A 23,229-nucleotide genomic window follows, 5' to 3' on the forward strand; every position below is an offset into this window, starting at 1 on the left:
GGCTCGGCCGGTACCGGCGGCTGCGCGTCCGCACCTTGCGGCGCGCGCGGTGCGGGCAGCGCGGCGGTCGGGCCGGACGGCGCTTCCGATTGCGGCGCCGGTGCCGGTGCGGGGGCTTGAGCCGGTGCCTGCGGGGCAGCTGCTGCGCCGTTCGACGGCTGTGCACCCGGCTTGCGAACCCCACCACGGCCTTCCATGTTGCCGGTCGCATACACGTCGGCTTCGTTCGGCTTCGAGAAGCTGTCGGTCGGCAGCGGCACGTCGGCGGTCTGCAGCGGCTTCACCAGGTGCGGCGTGATCAGGAAGATCAGCTCGGTGCGGTCCTGCTGGAACGACGTGCTGCGGAACAGCGCGCCGAGCACCGGTACTTCGCCGACGCCCGGGATCGCCTTCAGCGCGCCCGTCACGTTGTCCTTGATCAGCCCGCCGATCGCGAACGATTCGCCATCGCTCATCTGGACCGTCGTCGACGCGCGACGCGTCGTGATCAGCGGCAGGATCGACGTGCCGCCGATGTTGGTCGCGCTCAGCGTGACGCCCGTCTGCGACAGTTCCGACACTTCCGGCGCCACCTTCAGGCTGATCCGGCCGTTCGCCAGCACGGTCGGCGTGAACTTCAGCGCGACGCCGAATTCCTCTTCCTGCAGCGTGATCGTCGACGTGCCGTTGCCGCTGCTCTGCGGAATCGGGATGAAGATCTTGCCGCCGGCGAGGAACGTCGCTTCCTGGCCGCTGATCGTCACGAGATTCGGCTCCGCGAGGATCTTGACCAGGTTGTCGGTGTTCTGCGCGTCGGCCGCGAGGTTGAACGGCTTGTTGTTCGACTTGCTGAACGCGACCCCGCTTGCGACACCCGCGAGCAGGTTGCTGACCAGTGCGCCGCTCCACGAACCGAACCCGCCCTGGATGTTGAGCGCGCTGCCCATCTGGTTCATCAGCGTCTTCGACACCTCGGCCACCTTCACCTCGAGCATCACCTGCTGCGGCGACGTGACGGCCAGCATGTTCAGTACGCCCCCGCCGCTTTGCTTGCCGCCCGCGGCGGCCGGGTCGCCGGCGCCGGCGCTGTCGCCGTACGCATGCGCGATCTGCACGGCCTGCTGCGCGGCCTGCGAGCTCGACACGGTGCCCGACAGCACGATCGTGCCGGCCGCGGTCGTCACGCGGATATCGCGCTCGTTCGGCATCAGCTGCTGCAGCGACGCCTGCAGGCCGCCGGCATCCGCGCCGACTGCCACGTCGATCACCCGGCATGCACCGCTGCGGCCCTGCACGATCATGTTCGTCGTGCCGACCGACAGCCCGAGGATGTACAGCGTCTGCGGCGACACCATCGTGGCCTGGGCGACAGCCGGGTTGCCGATCGTCCGATTGCGGACCGGCTCCGGCATCGGCACCAGCAGCGACTTGCCGAGCGGCACGCTGACGCTGGTCGATTCACGCACCGCGCCGACGCAGTTCGGCCCGCGCAGCGGTCCCGCCGACGCGGCCGGTGCGGCGGCCGCCACCGGCCCCATGCTGATCGTCATCTGCATCGGCCCCTTGCCGACCGCGGCCGGCGCGCTGGCGCCGCCCTTCGTCAGCACGGCCGACTCGGCACCTTCCTGGGCCAGTGCGCCATAGACGGTCAGCCATCCCGAACAGAGGATCGCGGCCATCATCGTGCCCCGTGCGACGCGCGTACGCAGCGGGCCGGTACCTGTGCATTGCGGTTTGATCTTCATTTCGTCTGATCCCCCGAGAGACCGGCGCTGCGCCGGTTATCGACTTCCAAGGCCGCCGTGTCTCACTGACGGCCGATCTGTTTATCTGGATGAGTCCATCTGCTTCAGAAGCATTCGACGCTGCCCCGCACGCCCGTCAGCACGCCGACGCAGTCGCGCCGCACTTCCGGCGCCGCATGCGAGGCGACGTGCACGCGTACCGTGCGCACACGGACCGGTGCCGGCGGCGCTTCGGGTGCGGGTTCCTTGCCGAGCAACGTCAGCTTGGTCGCACCGTCGGTGTTCAGCGTCTTCTGGTCGACCTGGTTGCGCAGCACGAGCGACAGCGTGCCGACGCTGCGTGCGAGGTCGAGTCGTTCGGCCTGGTCGGGCGTGACTTCCAGCGTGACCGCGTTGACGACCTTCGGTGCCGTGTCGTCGCGGCTGACCTGCTGCGCGACGGCGAGCACGAGGATGTGCTCGAGCACGATCTTCGAGATGCTTTGCCCGTCGGTCTTGCCCTGCTGTTCCTGCGTATTGACGATCACGTCGACGTAGTTGCCCGGCAGCGCGAAGCCCGCGACACCGACCACGTCGTTCACGCGCACCGTGATCGCGCGGCTGCCGTCCGAGATCACCGCGGACAGCCCGCCCTTCGTGCCGATCGGCGCGAGCTTCGATTCGATCACCGGCTCGTCTCGCGACAGGCTGGTGCGGACCACGCGCCCTTCGAGCGCCTTGGTATCGGTGAATGCGCCGGTCGGCACGCTGCCCGACGGCCAGTTCACCATGTGGATCTGGTTCGGCCCGAGCGGTTCGCCCAGGTTCAGGTCCGTGGCTGCCACCGCAACCGGCGTGACCGAGCTCGTGGATGTCTGCATCAGCCAGTGGGACGCGAACAACACCGCGGCAAGACCCGCGACCATCGCGACGACCAGCATCATGACTGCTCGACTGTTTTTCATGGCAATGCTCCTCGACGAATCGTGAAAGAAACCGCTCAACCGGTGACGTAGGTGCGCCCGCCGCGCTCGACGGGCGGCGGATGGCCGCCGTCCCGTTCAGGCGCCGTGCCGAAATAGCTCGTCCATGCGTCGTACAGCGCGTCGTGCGTCACTTCGGGCGGATCGCCGCGATAACGCGCGCCGGCGGCCACGAGGCGCAGCAGGTCCGCCGGGAAACAGGCGAGAAACGCCTTGCCGGTCGGCAGATGCAGCCGATGCAGCAGGTAGTCGAATGCATCGCTCGCCGATACGAGGCCCAGCGATGCGCAGGCCGCGTTGTACACGGCGCGGTAGTCGTCGATCGACAGCGCACCGACGTGCAGCTTCGAGCCGAGCCGGCGCAGGAACGCGTCGTCGCCCAGCTGCTCCGGCGAGAGGTTGCTCGAGAACACCGGCCAGACGTCGAACGGCATCACGAAGCGGTTGCCGGATTCGAGCGTCATGAAATCCACGCCGCGATCGAGCGGGCGCAGCCAGCGATTGAGCAGGTCGCGCGGCTCGACGCGCTGGCGGCCGAGATCGTCGACGACGTACATGCCCATGTTCGCCTTCATGTGCGGCGGCGCCTGGTAGAAGCCGGCGGCTTCGTCGCGGCGCAGGTCGAGCTCGTCGAGCGTCAGTTCGCCGCCGGACATCACGACCGGCCGCTCGCACAGGCGCCAGCGGCGATCGACCGACTGGCCGCCGGGCTGCGAAGCCGCGTCGACATGCACGAGCGGGTCGTAGATCTCGATCACTTCGCCGGCCGCGCAGATCGCATGCGGCACCGGCACGTAGCCGTGCATCAGCGAGCCGAGCCGCTCGGCGAGGAAAGTCTTGCCGCTGCCGGCCGGGCCGTAGATCAGCAGCGGACGGCCCGCGTTCAGCGCGGCGGCCGCCGCGTCGAGCACCGACGTATCGATCACGATGCCTTCGAAAGCGGCCCACACGTCGTCCTGGGCGATATGCAGCTTGCGCACCGAATGGGCGGCCACGCAGGCGAGATACGCGTCGAGCGTCACCGGCGCGGGCCCGCTGTAGCCGCTGCGCGCCCGTTCCTCGAGCGCACTGACGCGGCCCGCGTCGGTCAGGCGGAACGTCACGTCGAGATCGGTCGCACCGCGATGCGTGAGTTCGACGAGATGCTCGCGCACCAGGAACGCAAAGACGTCGTCGAGTACCGCGAGCGGCAGGCGGTGCCGCTCGACCAGGTCGCCGTACGACGGGCGGCCGAGCATCAGTGTCGACTTCAGCACGAGCCCGGCGAGGAACGTCTTGCTCAGTCCCGTTTCGTCGAGCGTGCGCGGCGCCGCCGGCAGCTGCGCGCCCAGCTTCGTATGCGCCTCCCGCGACGGCAGCGGATCGGGCAGATGAGCCACCTGCGCGTCGCGTCTCGGTTCGGTAGGGTTCGTGTTCATGGTCGCTCCATCCTCGTTGCGGATGCGTCGCATCAGGCGTACGACGCGAACAGCATGGCCAGCGTGCCGGCCGCGATCGCCACGCCATACGGCAGCGAGCCGACCGACGTGATTGCCGCGGGGCCGTCGGCGGCCTCCGCACGCGTTCCTTGCGAGTGCCGCGCGAGCAGCGCGCGGACGTTCGCCCACATCTGGCGCATCCGCCCGCGCAACAGCACGACCGCGAGTGCACCGATCCCGCCGGCCACGAAGGTGGCCAGCACGATGTAAAACGTCATTTGCGCGCCGACCCACGCACCGATCGCGAGCATCAGCTTCACGTCGCCGGCCGCCATCCCGCGCAGCAGGTAGAACGGCAGCAGCAGTGCGAAACCGGTCGCCGCGCCGGCAAGCCAGCCGAGTGCGCCTGCCAGGACGCCGTGCAGCACGCACTGGGCGACCAGCGCGCCGGCGAGGCCGAGCGCGACGAGGCGATTCGGAATGCGGCGGGCCGCGAGGTCCGTGCCGGCCGCGGCGACCGCGAGCAGCGTCACGCACATCGGAATCGGGTAAGGCGGCGCAACGGGTAACATGGCTAACCTCACGGAGCGAATCGAAGGATCAGGAAACCATCGCCAGTGCGGTGGCCACGGCGGCCATGACGGCCGTTGCGATCACCGCGTACGTATCGGCAAGCGAGCCTTTCAGCGTGACTGCGCTACCCAGCACCGCGACGGCAAACGTCGCAGCGAGGAACGCATGCTCGATCGACGCCACACCCTGCTCGTCGCCGATCCCGAGGCTTGCGATACGCGCGCTGGTTTGCATGACGGTCTCCGGTTCCGGGTGATCAGATGCGTGGGAGCGGCTCGAACGCTGCACCGGCCGAGCCGTCCGCACGCCCTGCTTGTCAACGGCCTCAAACGGCCGCGGTCAGGTCGGCAGCGATCGTGGTGAACACGGTCTTGAGTTCCGTGCCGACCGCGGTGACTGCGACGATGATGCCGACTGCGATCAGTGCGGCGATCAGGCCGTATTCGATGGCGGTCACGCCGTCTTCATCGCGAACGAAACGGGCGGCTTGTTGAATGAGCTTGGACATGATGATCTCCTTGCGTGGTTACTTTAGAAGCCCTCGCGTGCCGGCTGGTCGGATGACCTTGCATCGATACGTCGAGGTAGGGTGTTGATGCCGTGTGGTGCCGACGAGCGATTCGGATGCGCCGTTCGTCGTACCGTCCATCAAAGTGCTGTTACTGCTGAATCCAGACTCGAGGCGATCGTGCTGAACACGGTCGACAGGTCGGTCCCGATCGCCGTCAACGCAACGACGATGCCGACCGCGATCAGTGCAGCGATCAGGCCGTATTCGATGGCCGTCACGCCGTCCTGATCCCGAACGAACCAGGCGATCTTTTCGATGACTCTTGACATAAGTAATCTCCTTTCGGACTACTACTAATTACCCTTCGTCGTTCAGGACGTCGGGACGGGCACCACCGGCACTACTCGAGAAAAACGGAACGCGCCGCTCAGCTGCGGGAACGGGGTGGCACACCCCTGTCCGTGCGAACGGGTATCAGTGACGCAGAGAGCGAGAGAGGCGTGTACGGCGCGACCGGCCGGATAAACCGGACGACCCGATCGACCTGAACGGCACGACTGCCGTTCGACGCATGGAATCCTGTTGAACGGGAGACAAACTCCCGGCAAAGCCGCAATGTGTCTTTAACGCGGTTTGCGAGCCGCACTGTGCTGTGGTCTTTCATTTTTATTCCCCAATGCTGCCATGCCGATTTCTTATTGCCCTGACGATACCGGGTCTCATGGGTCATTCGACGAAAGCTTGCGAAGTTAATCGACCTGGAGCTGCGTGTTCCCCGACGCGCTCCGGCCTTCCTTTCCGCAGGTGATTCCGAAGCTGGTTCCGTCTGTCTTTTGCCGGAACCGCCCGGTCGTCACCTCGTCGACTGCCGTGCCAACGCTTACGCAAAGAGCAGGCCACCCGGAGCGAAATCGAGGCGCATCAAGGGTTCCGGCGAATCCCGCATTCCCCGGCACGGGGCCCGATGCACGAAATGTTTCAAAGTTGATATATGTTTTCCCGCAAGCGTTGTAAGCCGGAATGCCTGCCGCCGCGCTGCGCAAAGGATCAAAAATTTTTACTCAGGACTTTCCCGAACGCGCGAAGCCACCTGCGTTGCCGGCGACCGGCGGGATGCGGAGCCGGTCAAAATCGCCGAATGTTTCAAAGCAGAAACATGAAATCCGGCTGAGTCCATTTCTCATACCTGAAAATCAGGTTTTCACGTGTTTCGTCGGTCAATATAAATTCCGGCTTTCAGTAGGCGATTTGCATCACGCGATTTTTTCTTCAACAATGAATTCACCGGACAACGCCTTTCGAGTGCGATTCGATCCGCAGGCACGACAACATCGAACGGCTGCACAAGACCAGGCAGCCTCTACACACAGACGGGGAATCATGTACACAGCCAATCGTGGGACGCGCATTCGCGCCATACGCTGTGCTCAATGGCTGACAGCCGACCGGATCATTCCGTACAGCTGCATCATGCTGATGCTCTTCGTCGCGCTGGTGGTCGTGTGGGGTGTCGTCACCGACGGCTTTACGTCGAGCGACACGGCCCGTCCGGGTATCGACTTCTCGGTCTTCTGGACCGCATCGCATCTCGTGTTGCAAGGCCATGCCGCATCGGCCTACGACGCTTCGTCATTCCTGCAGGCCGAGACCGCGCACTTCGGTGCGTATCTGCAGCATCGGCCGCTTCCCTGGCTCTATCCGCCGACGATGTTGCTGTTCATCGCGCCGGTTGCCCTTGTGCCTTTCCTGCCCGCTTACTTCCTCTTTTCCGCGGGCAGTCTTTTATGCTACGCGTTCGCCATCTCGCGGTTGTCGGGATTGCGCGCGCATCTTCCCGTGCCGCGTGCCGCGGCGCTCGTCGTGGTCGCGTACTCGGCCGTGTGCATGTCCGCCCTGTTCGGCCAGAACAGCATCCTGACCGCCGGCCTCGCCGCGCTTGCGCTGCATCTGCTCGGCAAGCGCCCGGTCGCGGCCGGCGTGTTGATCGGGCTGCTCGCGATCAAGCCGCAACTGGCCGTGGTGTTCCCGTTCGCGCTGATCGCGGCGCGTGCGTGGCGCGCGTTCGGGGCCGCGGCAATCACCGCGACGCTGTTCGCGGCCGCCGGAATCGCGCTCACCGGCGCCGGCGCGCTGCATGGACTTGGCCAGGCCGTCGCGACGGTGCGCGACCAGCATTTCATGCTGCCGTCGTACTGGCTCGCTTCGCCGACGCCGTTCGCCGCGCTGCGGCTCGCCGGCGTGTCGATGCCGGCCGCGCTCGCCGCGCAGGCGGCGGTCGCGCTGCTCGCGATCGCGGCGACCGTCGACGTATGGCGCCGCACGCCCGACATGCGCTTGCGCGGCGCGGTGCTGTCCGTCGCCACCTTGCTGATTACGCCCTATCTGTGGCACTACGAACTGACCTGGCTCGGCATCGCGATCTTCTGCCTGATCTCCCATGGTTTCGACGAAGGCTGGCTGCCCGGCGACCAGGCCGTGATCGTGCTCGCGTGGCTGCTGCCGATCTTCGAGATGCTGAACCGGTTGATGAAGCTGCCGCAGATCGGCCCGATCGTCCTGCTTGCCGTGCTGTTCGTCGTCGTTCGCCGCACGGCCCGGCGCTCGCCCCGGGATCCGCAATGAAGACGCCCCTTTCCGTTCGCCATGCGCATCCTGCCATGGATGCGCATCCGGAACTCCCGATCGCCGGCCCGCGCCGCTATCCTCACTGGCTCAATCGCGATCGCGTGCGCGCCTATGCGTTCGGGGTGTTGCTGACCGAACTGCTGTTCATCGGCATCTACCTTGCCCGGATGAGCTGGCAGCATGGCGCCGGGCTGGTTCCGCTGTCGCAGGATTTCTCGGCGATCTGGAGCGCGGCCTGGCTCGCCGCGCACGGACGTGCCGTCGACGCCTGGCATTTCAACGCATTGTTCGCGATCCAGCAGCTCGCCGTTCCGGGCATGAATCTCGCGGATGGCGTGCTCCTGTGGCTCTATCCGCCCAGCATGCTGTTGCTGGTCTTGCCGCTTGGCTGGCTGCCGTACACGCTGGCAGTCGTGCTCTGGCTCGGCGTCACGTACGTGCTGTTCGCCGTCGTCATTCAATCGACCGTGCAGCGCGGCACCGCGTGGCTGTGCGCGCTGGCCTTCCCCGCCGCCTTCGTGACCATCGTCGTCGGGCAAACCAGCCTGTTTACCGCGACGCTCGGCGGCCTCGGCCTGCTGCTCCTGAATCGCCGCCCCGTCTGGGCTGGCATCTGCTTCGGCATGCTGATGATGAAGCCGCAGATGGCCATCCTGTTCCCGCTCGCGCTGCTGTGTGCCGGCCAGTGGCGTGCGCTGGCCGCGTGGGCGGCAACGATTGCCGCCTGTGTCGCGCTCGCCACGCTCGCGTTCGGCACCGACTCGTGGATCGCGTTCGCACACGGGATGCACGGGGTCTACCAGGTCGTCAGCGCCGGCCACGCGAAGCTCGCGCGGATGCCGACCATGTTCGCGCTGGCCGCGATGGCCGGCTGGCCCACCTACGTCGCCAACGGCCTGCAGCTGCTGTCTGCCGCGATCGCGGCGATCGCCGTCGTCTATGCATGGCGCGGCGCATGCTCGTATGCGCTGCGCGCCGCGACCCTCGCCTGCGCGTGCCTGCTCGTCAGCCCCTACCTGTACGACTGCGACCTGACCTGGTACGGCATCGTGATCGCGTGGTACGCCCGCTATGCGTGGACGCACGGCTGGCGGCGGTTCGATCGCGAGTGGCTGATGCTGCTGTGGCTGATGCCGCTCGCCGGCCTCGCGATCGTGCCGCATCTGTCGTTCCAGTTCATGCCGCTCGTCACGCTGGCGTCGCTCGGGCTGCTCGTCAGCCGGATCGCGCAGGAAAGACACGACGTGCCGTCGATGCCCGACGCACGCGACAACTCGACCGAAACCGCGTTCACCCATCAGGCCAGAACGCACCACCGCCCGGCGTACGGAATGCGCCGCACCGGCCGACTGACCCTCGGCGCGCATCGGTGAAGCGACATCACAAGGGGAATCATCATGCGGGAATCGCTCTATACACCGCTCGTATCGCTGGTCGTGCCGTTCTATAACGAAGGCGAGGCCGTCGAGCGCTTCTTCGACGTCGTGATTCCGTTGATGACGTCGATCGACGCGATCCGCTTCGAGATCGTCTGCGTGAACGACGGCAGCCGCGACGACACGCTCGACCGGCTGATCCGGATCAGTACCGGCGAGCGGCGCGTGCGCGTGATCGATCTCACCCGCAACTTCGGCAAGGAGGCCGCACTGACGGCCGGCCTCGACGAAGCCCTCGGCGACGCGGTGATCCCGCTCGACGCCGACCTGCAGGATCCGCCGAGCCTGATTCCGGTGATGATCGACCACTGGCGCGACGGCGCGGAAGTCGTCGCCGCGAAGCGCAGCAACCGCGCGTGCGACTCGTTCGCGAAGCGCACGGCCGCCGCGATCTACTATCGCGTGCACAACCTGCTGTCGGACGTGAAACTGCCGGAGAACGTCGGCGATTTCCGGCTGATGGACCGCAAGGTCGTGAACGCGCTGCGCAACCTGCCCGAGCGGCATCGCTTCATGAAGGGGCTGTTCGCGTGGGTCGGCTACCGGACCGTGATCGTCGAATACCAGCGCGACGCGCGCAGCGCCGGGCACTCGAAATTCTCCGGCTGGAAGCTGTGGAATTTCGCGCTGGAAGGCATCACCAGCTTCAGCACCGTGCCGCTGCGCAGCTGGACCTACATCGGCGTCGGCATCGCCGCGCTCGCGTTCCTGTACGGCTCGTTCATCATCGTCCGCACGCTGCTGTTCGGCAATCCGGTGCTCGGCTACGCGTCGCTGATCTCGGTCACGCTGTTCATCGGCGGCATCGAGCTCATCGGGATCGGTGTCGTCGGCGAATATATCGGGCGGATCTACGACGAGTCGAAGCAACGGCCCGTCTACCTGATCCGCCGCCGCTACCAGGCGCACGGCAAGGTGATCGAACTGCCGGTCGCGCGCGATGCGCGCCGCCAGATCGCCCGCCGGCGCGTGCAGCCGGCCCGTGCGCGGATCGGCGCACGCTGACCGGCGCCGACGGTCATGATCGGCCTGCTCCATGGCGAGCGCACGCGGCTCGTGCGCTTCGGCGTGTCCGGGCTCTGCTCGACCGCGATCCACACGCTGGTCGCGACGGCGCTGTTCGCGCGGTTCGATGCGACGCTGGTGACGGCGAACGCGATCGCGTTCCTCTGCGCGACGGCGTTCTCGTATCTCGCGAATACGCTGTGGAGCTTCTCGTCGACGGTGCGCACGCGCAACGTGGTGCGCTTTCTCGCGGTCACGCTCGCCGGCTTCGTCGAAACCATGCTGCTCGCGCAGGCGGCCGAAGCGCTCGACGCGTCCCGCGGGATGAGCATCGTCGCGATCGCGCTGCTGGTTCCGCCGACGACGTTCGTGCTGCACCGGCTCTGGACCTACCGGTAAGCCATCCCGCCCCCTTTCCGCCGCCCCGGAATTAATCGGCCACTCAATTAACAGGTTCAATGTCGTTATATTTATGTAACGCATCGAGTCGATTGAATCCAATTTCAAAATTACCGTTTGAAACAGTATTAAATACCCTGTTTACTTTTACAGCTCTCAGAATTAACCGAACGGGATAATCTGCAATCGCCATCTCGCCTGCACGTGCCTTGATCGGCGCGAAGCCTTGCAGGACAAGGCGATGGCGGCCGCACGAAGAAATTCGCGCAACAATAAGTCCCATTCATTCAAACGGGAGCTTCTATGTCACGCGTCACCGATGTGCTCGTCTCTTTCGATACCGAAACCATCCTCAAAAAATATCCGAATCCCAGCAAGAACCCGGCCGCGCCGACGCTGATCGATTGGCGCTATGTCTATATGGTCACCAACCAGGACAACGTCATCTCCGGGCAGGCGGGCGGCGAACTCGACCTGAAGGCGCAGGTCGGCGACCTGATCCGCTGGCGTGAAACGAGCCTGTCGCTGGGCTTCGAGAACCAGGTGGTGTTCTACAAGTTCGTCGGCAACGTCGGCAACGAACTGATCTCGACGCCGACGCCGCGCGTCGCGGAAGCGTCCATTCCGGTGCCGAACACCAGCAAGCCCGAAGTGCCGACCTGCCAGAAGGTGGCGAACTACTACTGGTCGTCGGAATGCCTGAAGGTCGGCCGCGTGACCTACCACTTCCAGTTCCAGATCATCGATCGCAACTGCCAGAGCCAGGGCTGCTTCTCCTGGGATCCGTTCATCTCGATCCATAACTGATCGCGGCAGGCGGGCGGCCGCACGGCGGCTGCCCGCGTCATCCACTAGTTGCGGAGGAAGCGCTCATGTCTGGTCTTCGTTGCGATGTGCTGGTGATCGTCGATGCCGTCACGCTGCTGTCGGCCTACCCCGAGGCGAGCCGGGACCCCGCCGCACCGACCGTGATCGACGGCCGGCACCTCTATGTGGTGAGCCCCGGCGACGCCGTGCAGCTCGGCCACAACGACAGCCGGCTCTTTACCGGCCTGTCGCCGGGCGACCAGTTGCACCTGCGCGAAACCGCGCTGGCCCTGCGTGCGGAGCTGAGCGTGCTGTTCGTCCGGTTCACGTTGAAGGATGCGGGCATCGTCGCGCCGATCGAACCCGAAGTACGCGATGCGGCCACGCCCGTGCCGAATGCGGACGACCTGCTGCATCCGCCTTGCCATCCGATGAAGGACCACTACTGGCGCAGCGACGTGCTGGCCGCGGGCGCGACCACCTGTGCGGCCGATTTCGCCGTGCTCGACCGCGACGGCACCGTATCCGGCTATTTCCGCTGGGAAACCTCGATCGAGATCGCCGGGAGCCAGCCGGACACGAAGCAGCCCGGTTTCAAGCCGTCGTCGGATCGCAATGGCAACTTCACGCTGCCGCCGAATACCGCGTTCAAGGCGATCTTCTACGCGAATGCCGCCGACCGGCAGGACCTGAAACTCTTCATCGACGATGCGCCGGAACCGGCCGCGTCGTTCGTCGGCAACAGCGAGGACGGCGTCAGGATGTTCACGCTGAACTCGAAGGGCGGCAAGATCCGGATCGACGCGTCGGCCAACGGCAGGAAATCCGCGACCGATGCGCGCCTCGCGCCGCTGTCGGCGGGCGACACCGTCTGGCTAGGCTGGCTCGGCGCGGAGGACGGCGCCGATACCGACTACAACGACGGGATCGTGATCCTGCAGTGGCCGATCACCTGAGCGTCGTCGAGGTGGGCACTCGGGCGTCCGGCTCGGCTGGCTCGGTGCGGAGGACGGCACCGATGCCGACTACAACGGCGGGATAGTGATCCTGTAGAGGCCGATCACCTGAGCGTCGCCGAGGTGGGCACTCGGGCGTCTGGCTAGGCTGGCTCGGTGCGGAGGACGGCACCGATGCCGACTACAACGGCGGGATAGTGATCCTGCAGTGGCCGATCACCTGAGCGTCGTCGAGGTGGGCACTCGGGCGGTTCAGGTGTGTGTCGGCTCCGGCAGCCAGGCCTGTGGCCGGCCGATCGCTTCGGCGCCGAAACGCCGGCGGCCGGGCACCTTCCAGTCGCTGCCGTTCGCGATCGGCGCATGGATCGCGACCGTCAGCGGATCGGCACTGCGCCCGCAGTGCACTAGCGCGCGAACAGCGCGCCCGCCTGCCGGCCGAGTACCGCGCGCAATGCGTCGAGTTCGGGCAGCTCGGGCGCTTCTTCGGGCGTGACGAGATAAGTCGTCACGCTGTCGAGATCGTCGAACGCGTGCGCGCGGAGTGCCTTGCGCGCCACGTGCTCGGTCGTGATCCGCTTCGGCAGGATCGCAATGCCCATGCCGGCTGCCGCGCAGCCGAGGATCGCGCCGAACGTGCCGAACGACACCACCGACTCGATCGCGACACCGCGTGCCTTCAGCCAGTGCTCCGCGACCGCGCGATACGGGCAACCGTCGTGAAACGCGAGCAGCCGCACCGGGGTGTCGGCCAGCACCTGTCGGCGTGTGACCGTGGCCGCGCACACCAGCACCATTTCTTCGGCGAACGCCGGCTCGTAGCGCAACCCGGGCCGGACAACCGCGCGCGCCGTGAGCGCGGCGTCGATCCGGCCGCGCAGCAGCGCGTCGGCCAGATCCGGCTCGCTGCCGATCTGCACCGCGAGGCCGAGCGCCGGATCGCGCGCCTTCAATGCGGCGGCGATCGCCGGCAGCCGCGTGGCCGCCGTGCTTTCCATCGAACCGAGCCGGAAGCTGCGCGCGACCGGCGTCTCGCGCACCACCTGCGTCGCTTCGTCGACGAGGCGCAGGATGCGGTCGCAATACGGAATCAGCCGGCGCCCGGCGTCGTTCAGCACCAGCCGCTTGCCATGGCGGTCGAACAGCGGCGCGTCGAGCGACTCTTCGAGCTGGCGCAAGCGCGCGGTGACGTTCGACTGCGTGCAGCCGAGCCGGTCCGCCGCGCGCAGCGCGCTGCCTTCCTGAACGACGGCCCGGAAGGTTTCGAGCAGAGGGATGTTCATATCACTATCTCTTGTTACTGATTCGTCTTATATCATTTTACTTCGCTCACCATCCGGATTAGCCTGCCGTATATCCCGTGTCGGCCCGCCCCTTTCAAGGAAACCGCATGCCATCCGCAGTCAGCCCCGGTTTCACCACCGGTCACCACCGGCCCGAGGCGCTCCCGTGCGCGCGCTGATCACCGCGCTGGTGCGGCGCGGCCCGACCGTGCTCGCATGCGGCGTCGGCCTCGGGCTGCTGGTGCCGCCGCTCGCGGACCTCGCGCGGCCGCTGATGCCCGTCACCGTGTTCCTGTTCGTGCTCGGCACCTTGCTGCGCGTCGAGCCCGGCGCGGTGCGCGCGGTCGCGCGGCGGCCGGCCGTGTCGCTGCTGCTGCCCGCCGCGACGATGATCGCGTGCCCGGTCGCGCTCGGCGTCGCCGCACGGCTCGCCGGGATGCCGTACGACTGGGTCGTCGCGCTGGTGATCGCGTACTGCGCGCCGCCGTCGAGCGGCACGTCGACGATCGCGCGGATGCTGTCGCTCGACGCGAGCGTCGCGCTCGTCGCGACCATCGCGTCGATGGTGTTCGTGCCGCTCACCGCGCCGCTGCTGACGGCCTGGTTCAGCCACGACGCGGCCGTGTCGATCTCGCCGTTGAATCTCGCGTTGCGGCTTGCGCTGCTGATCGGCAGCGCCGAGGGTGTCGCGCTGCTCGTGCGGCGGTTCGCGGGTTCGCGGCTCGAGCGCCATGCGACGCCGATCGATGCGACCGTCGTCGCCGCACTATTGGTGTTCGCGCTCGGCACGATGGCCGGCATGCAGCAATCGATCATCGACGCGCCGCACCGCGCGTTGAGCGCGATCGCCCTCGCGTTCGCCGTCAACGCGGGCTTCCAGATCATCGCGTATGGCCTCACGCCCGGCGACGTCCGCACGCGGCTCAACGTCGCGCTGATCGTCGCCAATCGCAATGTCGGCCTGATGTGGGCCGCGCTCGGGCTTGCCGCGACGCCAACCATGGCGCTCGTGTTCGCTTGCGCGCAGTTGCCGATCTACACGCTGCCGCGCGTCGTCCAGCACCTGCTGCCGCGTCTCGAAGCACAGCGGCTGCGTCGGCGTGCGCGCTAGGGTGCGGCTGGCACCTGGCGAGCCGGGCGCCGCTCGGCGCGGACCGGGTTGCAATCGTGTACCCGCCACGTGCGGCGAGCGCACGGACCGGATGGCCCCATATGCGTAATCGCTCCGCGCCTGCGTCTCCAGACCCGTACTTCCGGGAGAGGTCGAGGCGTCGCTCGTTGCATCCTTGATTGCAGGGGGCAGCCAGTGTGGGCAAGGACGCTCAAATGGTATTGTCGAAACGTGGAAACACCCTGCAACAGAATCGTTGCCGCCATTATTCAGCGTCGGTCGAACGCAGCCGCTCGACGGCAACAGTGAGTTCGCACCGGTAATAACCGAAAATCTCCTGATCCTGCCCATTGCCCGACAGCGCATAAAGCGCGAAGGCAAGATCGATGCGCTCGACGCCGTGGGCCGCGATTTTCGACTCGAAGCTCGAAAAACTAATCTCCCTCTCCACGGCCGGCAAGCCATTTTTATTTGGCGAATCGGGATCGGGCTGAACCCCGGCCATTCTCTTCACATAATGCAGTTTGAAGCGATTGAATACAGGACCTCGCTCGACAGGATGTACACCATACACGATCACGGCGTCGTCCGAATTGTTATAAATCGACACGCCTGTCATGGAAACGATGTCGCCGATTCTTGCCTCGAACTTCAGCTCGCCGATGTCGCCTCGCAAGCCGGCACCGGTCACGAACAGGTGCCTGGGGCTCACGGATGTTGGCGCCAGCCTATCCGAATTCGGTCCGTAAGTTACCTTGACGCGTTCCGTATCCACGACCGCCAGCACATGGATTTTCCGCGCCTTCGCATGCACGACAACGTCGACTTCCATGATGATTTCTTCATTCCATTTGAATAATGGGGCGCGATTTGGCGACAAACGAAGGCGCCGTGTCGCGGCGATCTCGTCCTGACCCATTGCCTTGCGGCGTGAAGGAGCCGAGCATTTTCGGCGCAATGACGCCAGCGAAAGGCCGTTGATTCGTGACTCGAACGGGGATCAAGGATCCTTGTGTTTACCTTCTTCTGCAAGTGCTGATTTGTTGCTCTCGGGCATCGGACGTGGGACGCGGCAGTTCTCCCCCACAAGCACGACGCGATCCCGACAACCGTTATCCGGATAAGGGCGCTGCGTTTCGACCGGTGCCGCCCGGACGGCGAGATCCACCATCCGTATGCGGGCCGCGAAGACGGCGCAGCGTTGCACGCGCGCCTGTTTCAGGCGAGCCACTTCGGCACGCAGTCGCGCCGGCTCCATTCTCTGCGGTGGAACGTCCTTTCGGATTTTTGGCATGCGACCGCACGCTTTCCACGATTATTTTACGATTTCCTGAAAAACTCAAAGACCTGGGTACGTTGCCAGGGGCACGACCAAAATAATGCGGGACACATGAGACCAACGAAGATCGAAAACATCTTCATTGGTCACCGCTACCGGCATCCAGAAATATGCGGATAGCGGCGACCACGCGAAGTTTGTTTCACATCAAGTGCTTTTCAAACTTGATTGATTTCAGGCACGGCATACGATTCCAACCTGCGCGAATCGGAATCGAACCGCTCATCTCTTATTGCGACTCAATCCATGAGATCGTTCCAACTTCCCCGCCGTGTAATCACGTGTAATTGATTTGGCAAGGTGCCGAACCTAATCTCAGGTTTCGATATACGCAAGTCCACGAGATCTTCCAGGCGAATGGCCGACGGACCCGTGCATATCGAGGTGGTTGGTGGTGCATCACCAAGCGGTCTCCCATATATTCACGAGAATGGAGAATTTACCATGAGCGATATTGACCTGAGATCAAACTCCCAGGCCATCGATATTCTGGTGGTCATCGACACCGAGACTATCAAAGACTACTGGAACAAGAGTAGTCCCGCACGGACACCGAGCCAGGTATGGCAGTCGCCAACGGGTCTGGATCACGCAAACAAGTTCATGATCTGCACGGGTTCGCGGGGCATTATCAGCGGACAGGGCACGGGCGACCTGCACTTCAAGGCAAACGTCAAGGATACTGTCAGATTCAACGGCACGTCGGTTTACGGCAACTCCGAAGACGCCGTGATCGTCTACGGCATCTCGAAAGTTGATCGACCCAACAACACCGACGTATTCAATCCGTTCACGACCAACGACTACAAGTTGACGGGCGCGGCGCAGCCGAACGCCGATTCGAGTACGCGTAACGGCTTGCCGGCCCTTCACGTCACGGAGCACTTCCAGACGTTCGAAGCGACCGTCCGGCAGAGCGGCACCGAATTCTTCGGCTTGAGCTTCGCGCTTTACACGCTCTCAGCCGACGGCCAGCGCCAGGATGTGTACGGCTATTTCTGGTGGGATCCGTACATCACCGTCGCCTAAGCGGCCGAAACAGGGGCGGCCGCAGTCATACAAAAAACAAGAAGACCGAAGAATAGCCTTTTGGGGACCGTAACGGGCCCCCAAAAGGCTTCGGGCGCCCGCGCCTTGTACTCGTTCCATGGCAGGTCCGGCGTTACGCGCTTCTCGCTCCGAGCACGATGCACCGACAGCCATTTTGGGATTGATGCCCCGACGTGGGACGCCGGCACCGGCGAAAACGGGCCGCAAGCATCGCCCGATCGCGAGCGGCGCGCGTTTCTTCATGTGCGGGTTGCACTGCCCGGTTGCAGCCCGGCACCGTCACACACTGCGCCCCAACAACTGCCCCGGCCAGCCGTCCACGTCGAAGGTTGAAATTCGCCGATACCCGCAGGACTCGTAGAAACGCACCAGTGCGCCGGTCCCGCCGCCATAGCAGTCCACCCGCAAGCGCCCCACGCCGGCAGCCCGGGCGCGCTCATCCGCAAACGCCATCAGACGCCGGCCGACACCCCGCGCCCGCACATCGCGCGACGCCACCAGCACGCGCACATAGATTTCCGGCTCGGTCGCGGGCGGCACGTAGGGCATGGACTCGCCCAGGATCAATGCGCCCAGGATCCGGCCGTCCTGATCCTCGGCTACCCACGCGTCGGGCAGCGCACAGGCTTCGGTCACGAGCGCAATCCGCCTGGGTTGCGTCGACCAGGGCTCGCGGCCCCATTGCCCCTCGTTGCCGATGGTGACGAACCACGCAATCACGTCATCGAAGATCCCCAGCACGGCCGGGGCATCGAGCGCGCTGGCACGACGGATCACCCGTTCGTCTGCTTCTATCATCGTCACGTTCAACACTCCTTCGCCGGAAGCAACGCCCGGCGCACGACGGGATGTCAAGCCGGGCCGCCCAAGAACCCGCGATGGGAGCCAGGCAATCAAGCCTGCTACGGTACTGAATTTCCCCCCTGTCGATCAAGTTGCGACGCCCGCGATTCGACATGACGGATCGTCTTCGTGGAATACCCGGGCGGCCAGCGCCGGGCAGGACAGGAGGTCAATCCACCTCGACAGGCACGAACGTTGCCGACCGACGCCAATGAGCCGCGACGTCGCCGGCGGATCGGCGCTGCAAAAGCGGGGCCGTGCCGTGGCGAGCGTGCCGAAAGCCATGCTGCACCGCATGACCGACGGGGCTCACCCGATCGGACGGGGCAACGATCCAACGCGCCGTATCGCGGTAGGCCGCCTCCCGCACGAATGCCCGCTTTCACGGCAAAAATATACAATCGACGCGATGCATCGAAGGCACGCAGCGCCAGCCGTCCACTCTCGCTCGCCACCATGAACGCACCCGCTGACTCCACTCCCTCCGCCCCGTCGGTACTCGGCGTCTATCGGCAACTGGCGGATCCGTCCGCCGGGCAATGGATCGTCAGCCGCTCCGAACGCGCGCACATGTACCGCATCCAGCATCACCGGTCTGACGGCAGCACGTCGGTCGATACGGTCGTCGATGCGGACAACCTCGATGCGAAGCTGCACAAGTGGATTCAGGAAGGCTTCGTCCGGCGCGACGCAGACGACCGCGCGGCGCCCGCCCATCGCGGCGAGTTCATGCACGACCTGCGCCACGCACTGGCGTCGCGACCGGCGGCAGCCGGCGATGCGGCGCACGTCGCGCACGTGGGCGGCGTGCCGATGCCGCGCGGCCCGGGCGGGCCGCTCGTGCCGCCGCTGAACCCGGCCTACCTGTTCACCGCGCGCGCGACGAACGTGCTCGAAGACATCGTCGAGAACCGGCGCATCCTGCTGATCGGCCACACCGGCACGGGCAAGACGAGCCTCATCGAGCAGGCCGCCGCGCTGGCCGGCCATGGCGTGCTGCGCTCGAACATGAACGGGCAGACGACGGTCGGCGATTTCGTCGGGTTCTGGACCGTCAAGGGCGGCGAGACGATCTGGGTCGACGGCGTGCTGCCGACCGCGATGCGCGAAGGGCTGTGGCTCATCGTCGACGAGATCGACTTCGCGGAACCGGCGATCCTCGCGGTGCTGACCGCCGTGCTCGAACCGGCCGGACGCCTGTTGCTGAAGGAAAAAGGCAACGAGATCGTCGCGCCGCATCCGTCGTTCCGGCTGTTCGCGACCGCCAATGCGGTGGGTGCGATGGGGCAGTTCCGCCACCTGTACCAGGGCGCCAACGTGATGAACGAGGCGTTCCTCGACCGCTGGCGCGTGTACCGCCTCGACTATCTGCCGCCGCCCGACGAGGCGGGCGTGCTGCAGCGCACGTTCGGCGCGGCCATGACGTCGGCGATGGCCGACACGCTCGCGGCGATCGCGGCCGACTGCCGCGCCGCGTTCGTCCGCGAGGATCTGGCCGGCGCGTTCTCGACGCGGCGCCTGATCGACTGGGCCGAACTGATGCTGCGCACCGGCGACCCCGAATCGGCGGCCGGCCCGACGATCTACGCGAAGGTCGGCGCGGAAGACGCCGACCTGATCCGCAGCATCATTCGCCACTACATCGACGTCGAGGCCTGACGCGATGGACCGGGACGACGACGCGCGGTCGCTCCACCTGACCCGGCTGGCCCGCACGCTCGCGCAACGGCACGGCATCGAGGTACGGTTTGCGCGCCAGGCGCCGGCCGTGCAGCGCGACCTGCTGGTGCTGCCCGACACGCTGCTCGCCGGCGACGTCGACGACGACGCGATCATCGGCCTCGTCGACCTCCACGCCGCGCGCACCCGCTTCGGCGCAATCGACGACATCGCCGCGCTGGCGTCGCCCGCAGTGCGGGCCATTGCTCAGGCGATCGACGACCGGCGTGCGGCCGGCCGCCTCGCTGCGATCTATCCCGGCGCGATGACGTTCCTGCGGCGGATGCGCGCGGCGACGGCCGCCGACACACTTCGCCGGTGGCCGCGAATGGCGTGGCGCGACAGGCTGGCGTGGCGCATCGAACGTGCGCTGTGGGACGAACCGCCGTCCCCCATCGAGCGCGTGCCGTCGCTCGATGCGACGCTGGCCGCGTCGGACGATCTCGTCGACGAAGCACGTGCGGCGACCTCGACGGCCGACAGCATCCGCATCGCGCACCGGATCGTCGAGCGCGTGCGCGCGCTGGCATCGGCCGGTGCGAACAACATGATGTTCACCGCCGATCCGGGCAGCACGATCGACAGCGACAGCATCGGCGCCGAATTCGACTCGGACGGACAGCGCGCGCCGGACGACGCGCGTGCGCCGGTTTCCGCCGAATCGAGCGCGGGTGCGATCGCCGACACGGCATCGTCGGCCGAATCGCCGACACCGAGCGATGCAGCCCCCCGCCCGATCCGCCTGTCCGCGGACAACCGGCCGCTGCTGTCGGTCCCGCTGACCACCGCGTTCGACACGGTGACGGATTTCACCGGCAAGGGCGACCCCGCGCGCTGGCACCGCCTGCGAAGCGCGGCCCGCGCGCAGACCGAGCCGCTCAAGCTACGGCTCGAACGTGCATTGAAAGTGGACGAGCAGACGCGCTGGAAGCGCGAACAGGAACGCGGCGCGCTCGACCGGATGTCGCTCGCGCGCCTCGTCACGTCGCCCGGCTACCGCACGCCGTTCCGCGTCCGGCGCGCCGCGCCCGGACGCGACGCGGCCGTCAGCCTGCTGATCGATTGCAGCGGGTCGATGGCCGGCAAGAAGATCGAGCTCGCCAGGCTGTGCGCGGCGGCACTGTGCGACGCGCTGACCCAGCTCGGTTTCGCGTGCGAAGTCCTCGGCTACAGCTCGGTCGAGGATGCCGCGATGCGCGCGCACTACCAGCGCTGGATCGACGCCGGCCGCGACACGTTCGGCTATAACCGGTTCGTCGAACGGCTCGACCTGCGCGTCTACAAGCGCTTCGATGCCGACAACCCGAGCGGCCTCGCGTGCATCGAATGCGGCCACGAGAATCCCGACGGCGAGGCATTGAGCTGGGCCGCCGAGCGGCTGCTCGCGAAGCGCGCGCGGCGGCGAATCCTGATGGTGCTGTCGGACGGCTATCCGGCAACCGGCGACGGCAACCCGGCAATCCTGCGCACCGACCTGCGCGCACGCGTCGATGCGCTGCGCGAGCGGCGCGTCGAACTGATCGGCGTCGGGATCCTCGACGATTCGGTCGAAGCGTTCTATCCGGTCAGCAGCGTGGTCGAGCATCTGCACGAACTGCCGGGCGCGGCGTTCAGTGTACTGAGCGATACGCTGCTGGATCGGCGCTAGCCTCCTCCACGGCCGTGCCGGCGTTCGCGCTCGCGTTTGCATTGCCGCCGGCTCGCCGGATCGGAATCCGGACACAGAACGTCGTGCCGCGCCCGGGCTCGCTCGTCACGTCGATGGTGCCGCGATGGCGCTCGACGATGCCGTGCGATACCGACAGGCCCAACCCGGTGCCCTGCCCGACCGGCTTCGTCGTGAAGAACGGATCGAAGATCCGCCGGACGACGTCGGGCGTCATGCCCGTTCCGGTGTCGCTGATCGCGATCGACACCTGCTCGCCGTCGCTCGACGTGCGGATCGTGATCACGCCGCGCTCGGGAATCGCATGCGCCGCGTTCACCAGCAGGTTCATGAAGACCTGGTTCAACTGCGACGGCAGGCATTCGACCTGCGGCACGTCGCCGTAATCGCGCACGATCTCGGCCTTGTACTTGAGTTCGTTGTGGACGACGTTGAGCGTGCTTTCCAGGCCCGCGCGAAGATCGACCACGCTCCACTCGCCGCTGGCCGGACGCGAGAAATCGCGCAGGTCCTGTACGATGCGCCGCACGCGCAGCGCGCCGTCGATCGATTCGTCGATCAGCGTCGCGATCTCGTCGCGCACGTAGTCCAGATCCGCCGCGCGGCCCTTCGCCATCAGTGCGTCGCGCGTGGCCGGATCGAGCTGCGGCAGCGCGGCTTCGTGCGCGGCGATCACGTCGAGCAGGCTGCGTACCCAGGTCTTCAGCGTATTGAGGTTCGCGCTGACGAAGCCGATCGGATTGTTGATCTCGTGCGCGACACCGGCCGCGAGCTGGCCGATCGACGCGAGCTTTTCCGACTGCAGCAACTGCACGTGGGTTTCCTCGAGCGCCTGCAACAGGCGCCGCTGCTCCTCCTTCTCCTGTTCGAGCCGCGCCTGCGCGGCCTTGCGTTCGTCGATCTCGGTCGCCATGTTCTCGCGCGTCCGCTGCAGCATCGCCGTCGTCTGTTCGTAGCGGTGCAGCGCGCGTTCCAGTTCGACGGTGCGCAAGCGCACGAGCCGCTCGAGCGTATCGGTCATCCCGCGCAGGAAGGTTGTGCGCGCATCGAATCGGCTCAGCAACAAAGTGACGACCAGTGTCCCCGTCGTAAACAGCGCGACGGTCGTCGCGAGCCACGGCGTGTCGACCCCGTTCGCGGCCCCGCACCGCGCGTCCGGCGCGAAATGCGCGGCCGCCATCGCCGTGTAGTGCATGCCGGTAATGGCGATACCCATCACGAAGGCCGCGCCGACCCGCTGGGCAGTCGCATGGCGCGCCTGCTGCACGCGCAGCGCCTGCGCAATCCACAACGCGGCCGTCGACGCGATCACCGCGATGCCGATCGACGCGGCGAACAGCGCGGCATCGTAGCGAATGCCGGGCTCCATGCGCAGCGCGGCCATCCCCGTGTAATGCATGCCGGCGATCCCGCCGCCCATCAGCGCGCCGCCCGCGAGCAGCCGCCGCCACCCCAGCCGCGCACGCGTGACGACGGTCAGCGCGAAGTACGACACGAGCACGGCAATCACCAGCGACGCGCCCGTGTCCGGCAACGCGTAGCCGAGCGGAACCGGCAGCGAGAACGCGAGCATGCCGACGAAATGCATCGACCAGATCCCGGTACCCATCGCCACCGCGCCGCCGCCCAGCCACGCACGCTTGAGCTTCGGGTTGTCGAGCAGCGAAATGAACGCGGTGAGGTCGAGCGTCGTATAGGAGGCGAGCGTCGCGATCGCGAGCGACAGCAGGACCAGCGGAAGATTGTAGGTGCCGTACATGATCGAGCGCCCGAATCGAGTTGAGTGCGTTGCCGCGGCGCGCAGT

The 23,229-nt window shown here is 66.2% G+C and carries 22 protein-coding genes and 1 pseudogene; 11 read left to right on the forward strand and 12 right to left on the reverse strand.

Annotation, left to right across the window (positions count from 1 at the left end; all coding sequences use genetic code 11):
- From BDI24065_RS23950 to BDI24065_RS23980, 7 genes are all read right to left on the reverse strand, one after another.
- The coding region (locus BDI24065_RS23950) for a type II and III secretion system protein family protein (RefSeq protein ID WP_175033331.1) at nt 1-1,724 on the reverse strand (1,724 nt) is incomplete at its 3' end.
- Between the two features lie 104 nt (nt 1,725-1,828).
- Nucleotides 1,829-2,668 carry a Flp pilus assembly protein CpaB gene (gene cpaB / locus BDI24065_RS23955; RefSeq protein ID WP_175033332.1) on the reverse strand — a complete coding sequence of 280 codons (840 nt, stop codon included), beginning with the start codon at nt 2,666-2,668 and terminating at the stop codon, nt 1,829-1,831.
- Nucleotides 2,669-2,703: 35 nt separating this feature from the next.
- Entirely contained in the window at nt 2,704-4,104 is a 1,401-nt protein-coding gene (locus tag BDI24065_RS23960) for an ATP-binding protein (RefSeq protein ID WP_175033333.1), read from the reverse strand.
- Between the two features lie 32 nt (nt 4,105-4,136).
- Nucleotides 4,137-4,676 carry an A24 family peptidase gene (locus BDI24065_RS23965; RefSeq protein ID WP_175033334.1) on the reverse strand — a complete coding sequence of 180 codons (540 nt, stop codon included), beginning with the start codon at nt 4,674-4,676 and terminating at the stop codon, nt 4,137-4,139.
- A 28-nt stretch (nt 4,677-4,704) separates the two neighbouring features.
- Nucleotides 4,705-4,911, reverse strand: a complete 207-nt coding sequence (locus BDI24065_RS23970; protein WP_175033335.1) for a Flp family type IVb pilin — start codon at nt 4,909-4,911, stop codon at nt 4,705-4,707.
- Between the two features lie 91 nt (nt 4,912-5,002).
- Entirely contained in the window at nt 5,003-5,185 is a 183-nt protein-coding gene (locus BDI24065_RS23975) for a Flp family type IVb pilin (protein ID WP_128842450.1), read from the reverse strand.
- Nucleotides 5,186-5,325: 140 nt separating this feature from the next.
- Nucleotides 5,326-5,517 (reverse strand): Flp family type IVb pilin, encoded by a 192-nt coding sequence (locus tag BDI24065_RS23980; RefSeq protein ID WP_175033336.1) that lies wholly within the window; start codon nt 5,515-5,517, stop codon nt 5,326-5,328.
- Nucleotides 5,518-6,568: 1,051 nt separating this feature from the next.
- Here BDI24065_RS23980 and BDI24065_RS23985 point away from each other — a divergent pair.
- Genes BDI24065_RS23985 through BDI24065_RS24000 form a run of 4 tightly spaced genes read left to right on the forward strand, consistent with a single transcriptional unit; the run spans nt 6,569 to nt 10,653 of the window.
- Complete coding sequence (locus BDI24065_RS23985) at nt 6,569-7,810, forward strand: glycosyltransferase family 87 protein (protein ID WP_175033337.1); 1,242 nt, start codon at nt 6,569-6,571, stop codon at nt 7,808-7,810.
- Nucleotides 7,807-9,186, forward strand: a complete 1,380-nt coding sequence (locus BDI24065_RS23990; RefSeq protein WP_175033338.1) for a glycosyltransferase family 87 protein — start codon at nt 7,807-7,809, stop codon at nt 9,184-9,186. Before BDI24065_RS23985 ends, BDI24065_RS23990 begins: the two co-directional genes overlap by 4 nt.
- Nucleotides 9,187-9,210: 24 nt before the next feature.
- Complete coding sequence (locus tag BDI24065_RS23995) at nt 9,211-10,254, forward strand: glycosyltransferase family 2 protein (protein ID WP_175033339.1); 1,044 nt, start codon at nt 9,211-9,213, stop codon at nt 10,252-10,254.
- 15 nt (nt 10,255-10,269) lie between these two features.
- On the forward strand, nt 10,270-10,653 hold the full coding sequence (locus BDI24065_RS24000) for a GtrA family protein (protein WP_175033340.1): 384 nt from the start codon (nt 10,270-10,272) through the stop codon (nt 10,651-10,653).
- 43 nt (nt 10,654-10,696) lie between these two features.
- On the opposite strand, the gene BDI24065_RS24005 is transcribed toward BDI24065_RS24000, so the two are convergent.
- On the reverse strand, nt 10,697-10,936 hold the full coding sequence (locus BDI24065_RS24005; RefSeq protein WP_175033341.1) for a hypothetical protein: 240 nt from the start codon (nt 10,934-10,936) through the stop codon (nt 10,697-10,699).
- Nucleotides 10,937-10,956: 20 nt separating this feature from the next.
- Here BDI24065_RS24005 and BDI24065_RS24010 point away from each other — a divergent pair, with 20 nt between their 5' ends.
- The 3 genes and pseudogenes from BDI24065_RS24010 to BDI24065_RS41535 form a co-directional block, all read left to right on the forward strand.
- Complete coding sequence (locus tag BDI24065_RS24010) at nt 10,957-11,460, forward strand: inclusion body family protein (RefSeq protein ID WP_011349899.1); 504 nt, start codon at nt 10,957-10,959, stop codon at nt 11,458-11,460.
- A 65-nt stretch (nt 11,461-11,525) separates the two neighbouring features.
- Nucleotides 11,526-12,416 carry an AidA/PixA family protein gene (locus BDI24065_RS41135; RefSeq protein WP_254609847.1) on the forward strand — a complete coding sequence of 297 codons (891 nt, stop codon included), beginning with the start codon at nt 11,526-11,528 and terminating at the stop codon, nt 12,414-12,416.
- A gap of 155 nt (nt 12,417-12,571) precedes the next feature.
- A pseudogene (locus tag BDI24065_RS41535) lies at nt 12,572-12,640 on the forward strand (fucose-binding lectin II); the annotation flags it as partial.
- A 180-nt stretch (nt 12,641-12,820) separates the two neighbouring features.
- On the opposite strand, the gene BDI24065_RS24025 reads toward BDI24065_RS41535, so the two are convergent.
- Complete coding sequence (locus BDI24065_RS24025; RefSeq protein WP_175033342.1) at nt 12,821-13,696, reverse strand: LysR family transcriptional regulator; 876 nt, start codon at nt 13,694-13,696, stop codon at nt 12,821-12,823.
- Nucleotides 13,697-13,862: 166 nt separating this feature from the next.
- Here BDI24065_RS24025 and BDI24065_RS24030 point away from each other — a divergent pair, with 166 nt between their 5' ends.
- Nucleotides 13,863-14,807, forward strand: coding sequence for a hypothetical protein (locus BDI24065_RS24030; protein ID WP_175033343.1), 945 nt, complete (start codon nt 13,863-13,865; stop codon nt 14,805-14,807).
- A 265-nt stretch (nt 14,808-15,072) separates the two neighbouring features.
- Here the strand turns inward: BDI24065_RS24030 and BDI24065_RS24035 are convergent, their stop codons facing one another.
- Nucleotides 15,073-15,726 (reverse strand): AidA/PixA family protein, encoded by a 654-nt coding sequence (locus tag BDI24065_RS24035; RefSeq protein WP_175033344.1) that lies wholly within the window; start codon nt 15,724-15,726, stop codon nt 15,073-15,075.
- Nucleotides 15,727-16,590: 864 nt separating this feature from the next.
- Between BDI24065_RS24035 and BDI24065_RS24040 the strand changes: the two genes are divergently transcribed.
- Complete coding sequence (locus BDI24065_RS24040; protein WP_175033345.1) at nt 16,591-17,175, forward strand: inclusion body family protein; 585 nt, start codon at nt 16,591-16,593, stop codon at nt 17,173-17,175.
- A 300-nt stretch (nt 17,176-17,475) separates the two neighbouring features.
- Here the strand turns inward: BDI24065_RS24040 and BDI24065_RS24045 are convergent, their stop codons facing one another.
- Nucleotides 17,476-17,994, reverse strand: coding sequence for a GNAT family N-acetyltransferase (locus BDI24065_RS24045; RefSeq protein ID WP_175033450.1), 519 nt, complete (start codon nt 17,992-17,994; stop codon nt 17,476-17,478).
- 501 nt (nt 17,995-18,495) lie between these two features.
- Here BDI24065_RS24045 and BDI24065_RS24050 point away from each other — a divergent pair.
- Together BDI24065_RS24050 and BDI24065_RS24055 are read left to right on the forward strand one after the other, a co-directional pair.
- Complete coding sequence (locus BDI24065_RS24050) at nt 18,496-19,698, forward strand: AAA family ATPase (RefSeq protein ID WP_175033346.1); 1,203 nt, start codon at nt 18,496-18,498, stop codon at nt 19,696-19,698.
- A gap of 4 nt (nt 19,699-19,702) precedes the next feature.
- Nucleotides 19,703-21,406, forward strand: coding sequence for a cobaltochelatase CobT-related protein (locus BDI24065_RS24055; RefSeq protein WP_175033347.1), 1,704 nt, complete (start codon nt 19,703-19,705; stop codon nt 21,404-21,406).
- Here the strand turns inward: BDI24065_RS24055 and BDI24065_RS24060 are convergent.
- On the reverse strand, nt 21,369-23,183 hold the full coding sequence (locus tag BDI24065_RS24060; protein WP_175033348.1) for a histidine kinase: 1,815 nt from the start codon (nt 23,181-23,183) through the stop codon (nt 21,369-21,371). The genes BDI24065_RS24055 and BDI24065_RS24060 overlap by 38 nt on opposite strands.
- Between the last annotated feature and the right edge of the window lie 46 nt (nt 23,184-23,229).

The organism is Burkholderia lata, from assembly GCF_902499025.1.
GTDB lineage: Bacteria > Pseudomonadota > Gammaproteobacteria > Burkholderiales > Burkholderiaceae > Burkholderia > Burkholderia lata_C.

Coding starts and splice junctions, on each gene's coding strand:
- cpaB (WP_175033332.1), bottom strand. CDS start 2,668: ATGAAAAACAGTCGAGCAGTCATGATGCTGGTCGTCGCGATGGTCGCG.
- BDI24065_RS23960 (WP_175033333.1), bottom strand. CDS start 4,104: ATGAACACGAACCCTACCGAACCGAGACGCGACGCGCAGGTGGCTCAT.
- BDI24065_RS23965 (WP_175033334.1), bottom strand. CDS start 4,676: ATGTTACCCGTTGCGCCGCCTTACCCGATTCCGATGTGCGTGACGCTG.
- BDI24065_RS23970 (WP_175033335.1), bottom strand. CDS start 4,911: ATGCAAACCAGCGCGCGTATCGCAAGCCTCGGGATCGGCGACGAGCAG.
- BDI24065_RS23975 (WP_128842450.1), bottom strand. CDS start 5,185: ATGTCCAAGCTCATTCAACAAGCCGCCCGTTTCGTTCGCGATGAAGAC.
- BDI24065_RS23980 (WP_175033336.1), bottom strand. CDS start 5,517: ATGTCAAGAGTCATCGAAAAGATCGCCTGGTTCGTTCGGGATCAGGAC.
- BDI24065_RS23985 (WP_175033337.1), top strand. CDS start 6,569: ATGTACACAGCCAATCGTGGGACGCGCATTCGCGCCATACGCTGTGCT.
- BDI24065_RS23990 (WP_175033338.1), top strand. CDS start 7,807: ATGAAGACGCCCCTTTCCGTTCGCCATGCGCATCCTGCCATGGATGCG.
- BDI24065_RS23995 (WP_175033339.1), top strand. CDS start 9,211: ATGCGGGAATCGCTCTATACACCGCTCGTATCGCTGGTCGTGCCGTTC.
- BDI24065_RS24000 (WP_175033340.1), top strand. CDS start 10,270: ATGATCGGCCTGCTCCATGGCGAGCGCACGCGGCTCGTGCGCTTCGGC.
- BDI24065_RS24005 (WP_175033341.1), bottom strand. CDS start 10,936: ATGGGACTTATTGTTGCGCGAATTTCTTCGTGCGGCCGCCATCGCCTT.
- BDI24065_RS24010 (WP_011349899.1), top strand. CDS start 10,957: ATGTCACGCGTCACCGATGTGCTCGTCTCTTTCGATACCGAAACCATC.
- BDI24065_RS41135 (WP_254609847.1), top strand. CDS start 11,526: ATGTCTGGTCTTCGTTGCGATGTGCTGGTGATCGTCGATGCCGTCACG.
- BDI24065_RS24025 (WP_175033342.1), bottom strand. CDS start 13,696: ATGAACATCCCTCTGCTCGAAACCTTCCGGGCCGTCGTTCAGGAAGGC.
- BDI24065_RS24035 (WP_175033344.1), bottom strand. CDS start 15,726: ATGGGTCAGGACGAGATCGCCGCGACACGGCGCCTTCGTTTGTCGCCA.
- BDI24065_RS24040 (WP_175033345.1), top strand. CDS start 16,591: ATGAGCGATATTGACCTGAGATCAAACTCCCAGGCCATCGATATTCTG.
- BDI24065_RS24045 (WP_175033450.1), bottom strand. CDS start 17,994: ATGATAGAAGCAGACGAACGGGTGATCCGTCGTGCCAGCGCGCTCGAT.
- BDI24065_RS24050 (WP_175033346.1), top strand. CDS start 18,496: ATGAACGCACCCGCTGACTCCACTCCCTCCGCCCCGTCGGTACTCGGC.
- BDI24065_RS24055 (WP_175033347.1), top strand. CDS start 19,703: ATGGACCGGGACGACGACGCGCGGTCGCTCCACCTGACCCGGCTGGCC.
- BDI24065_RS24060 (WP_175033348.1), bottom strand. CDS start 23,183: ATGTACGGCACCTACAATCTTCCGCTGGTCCTGCTGTCGCTCGCGATC.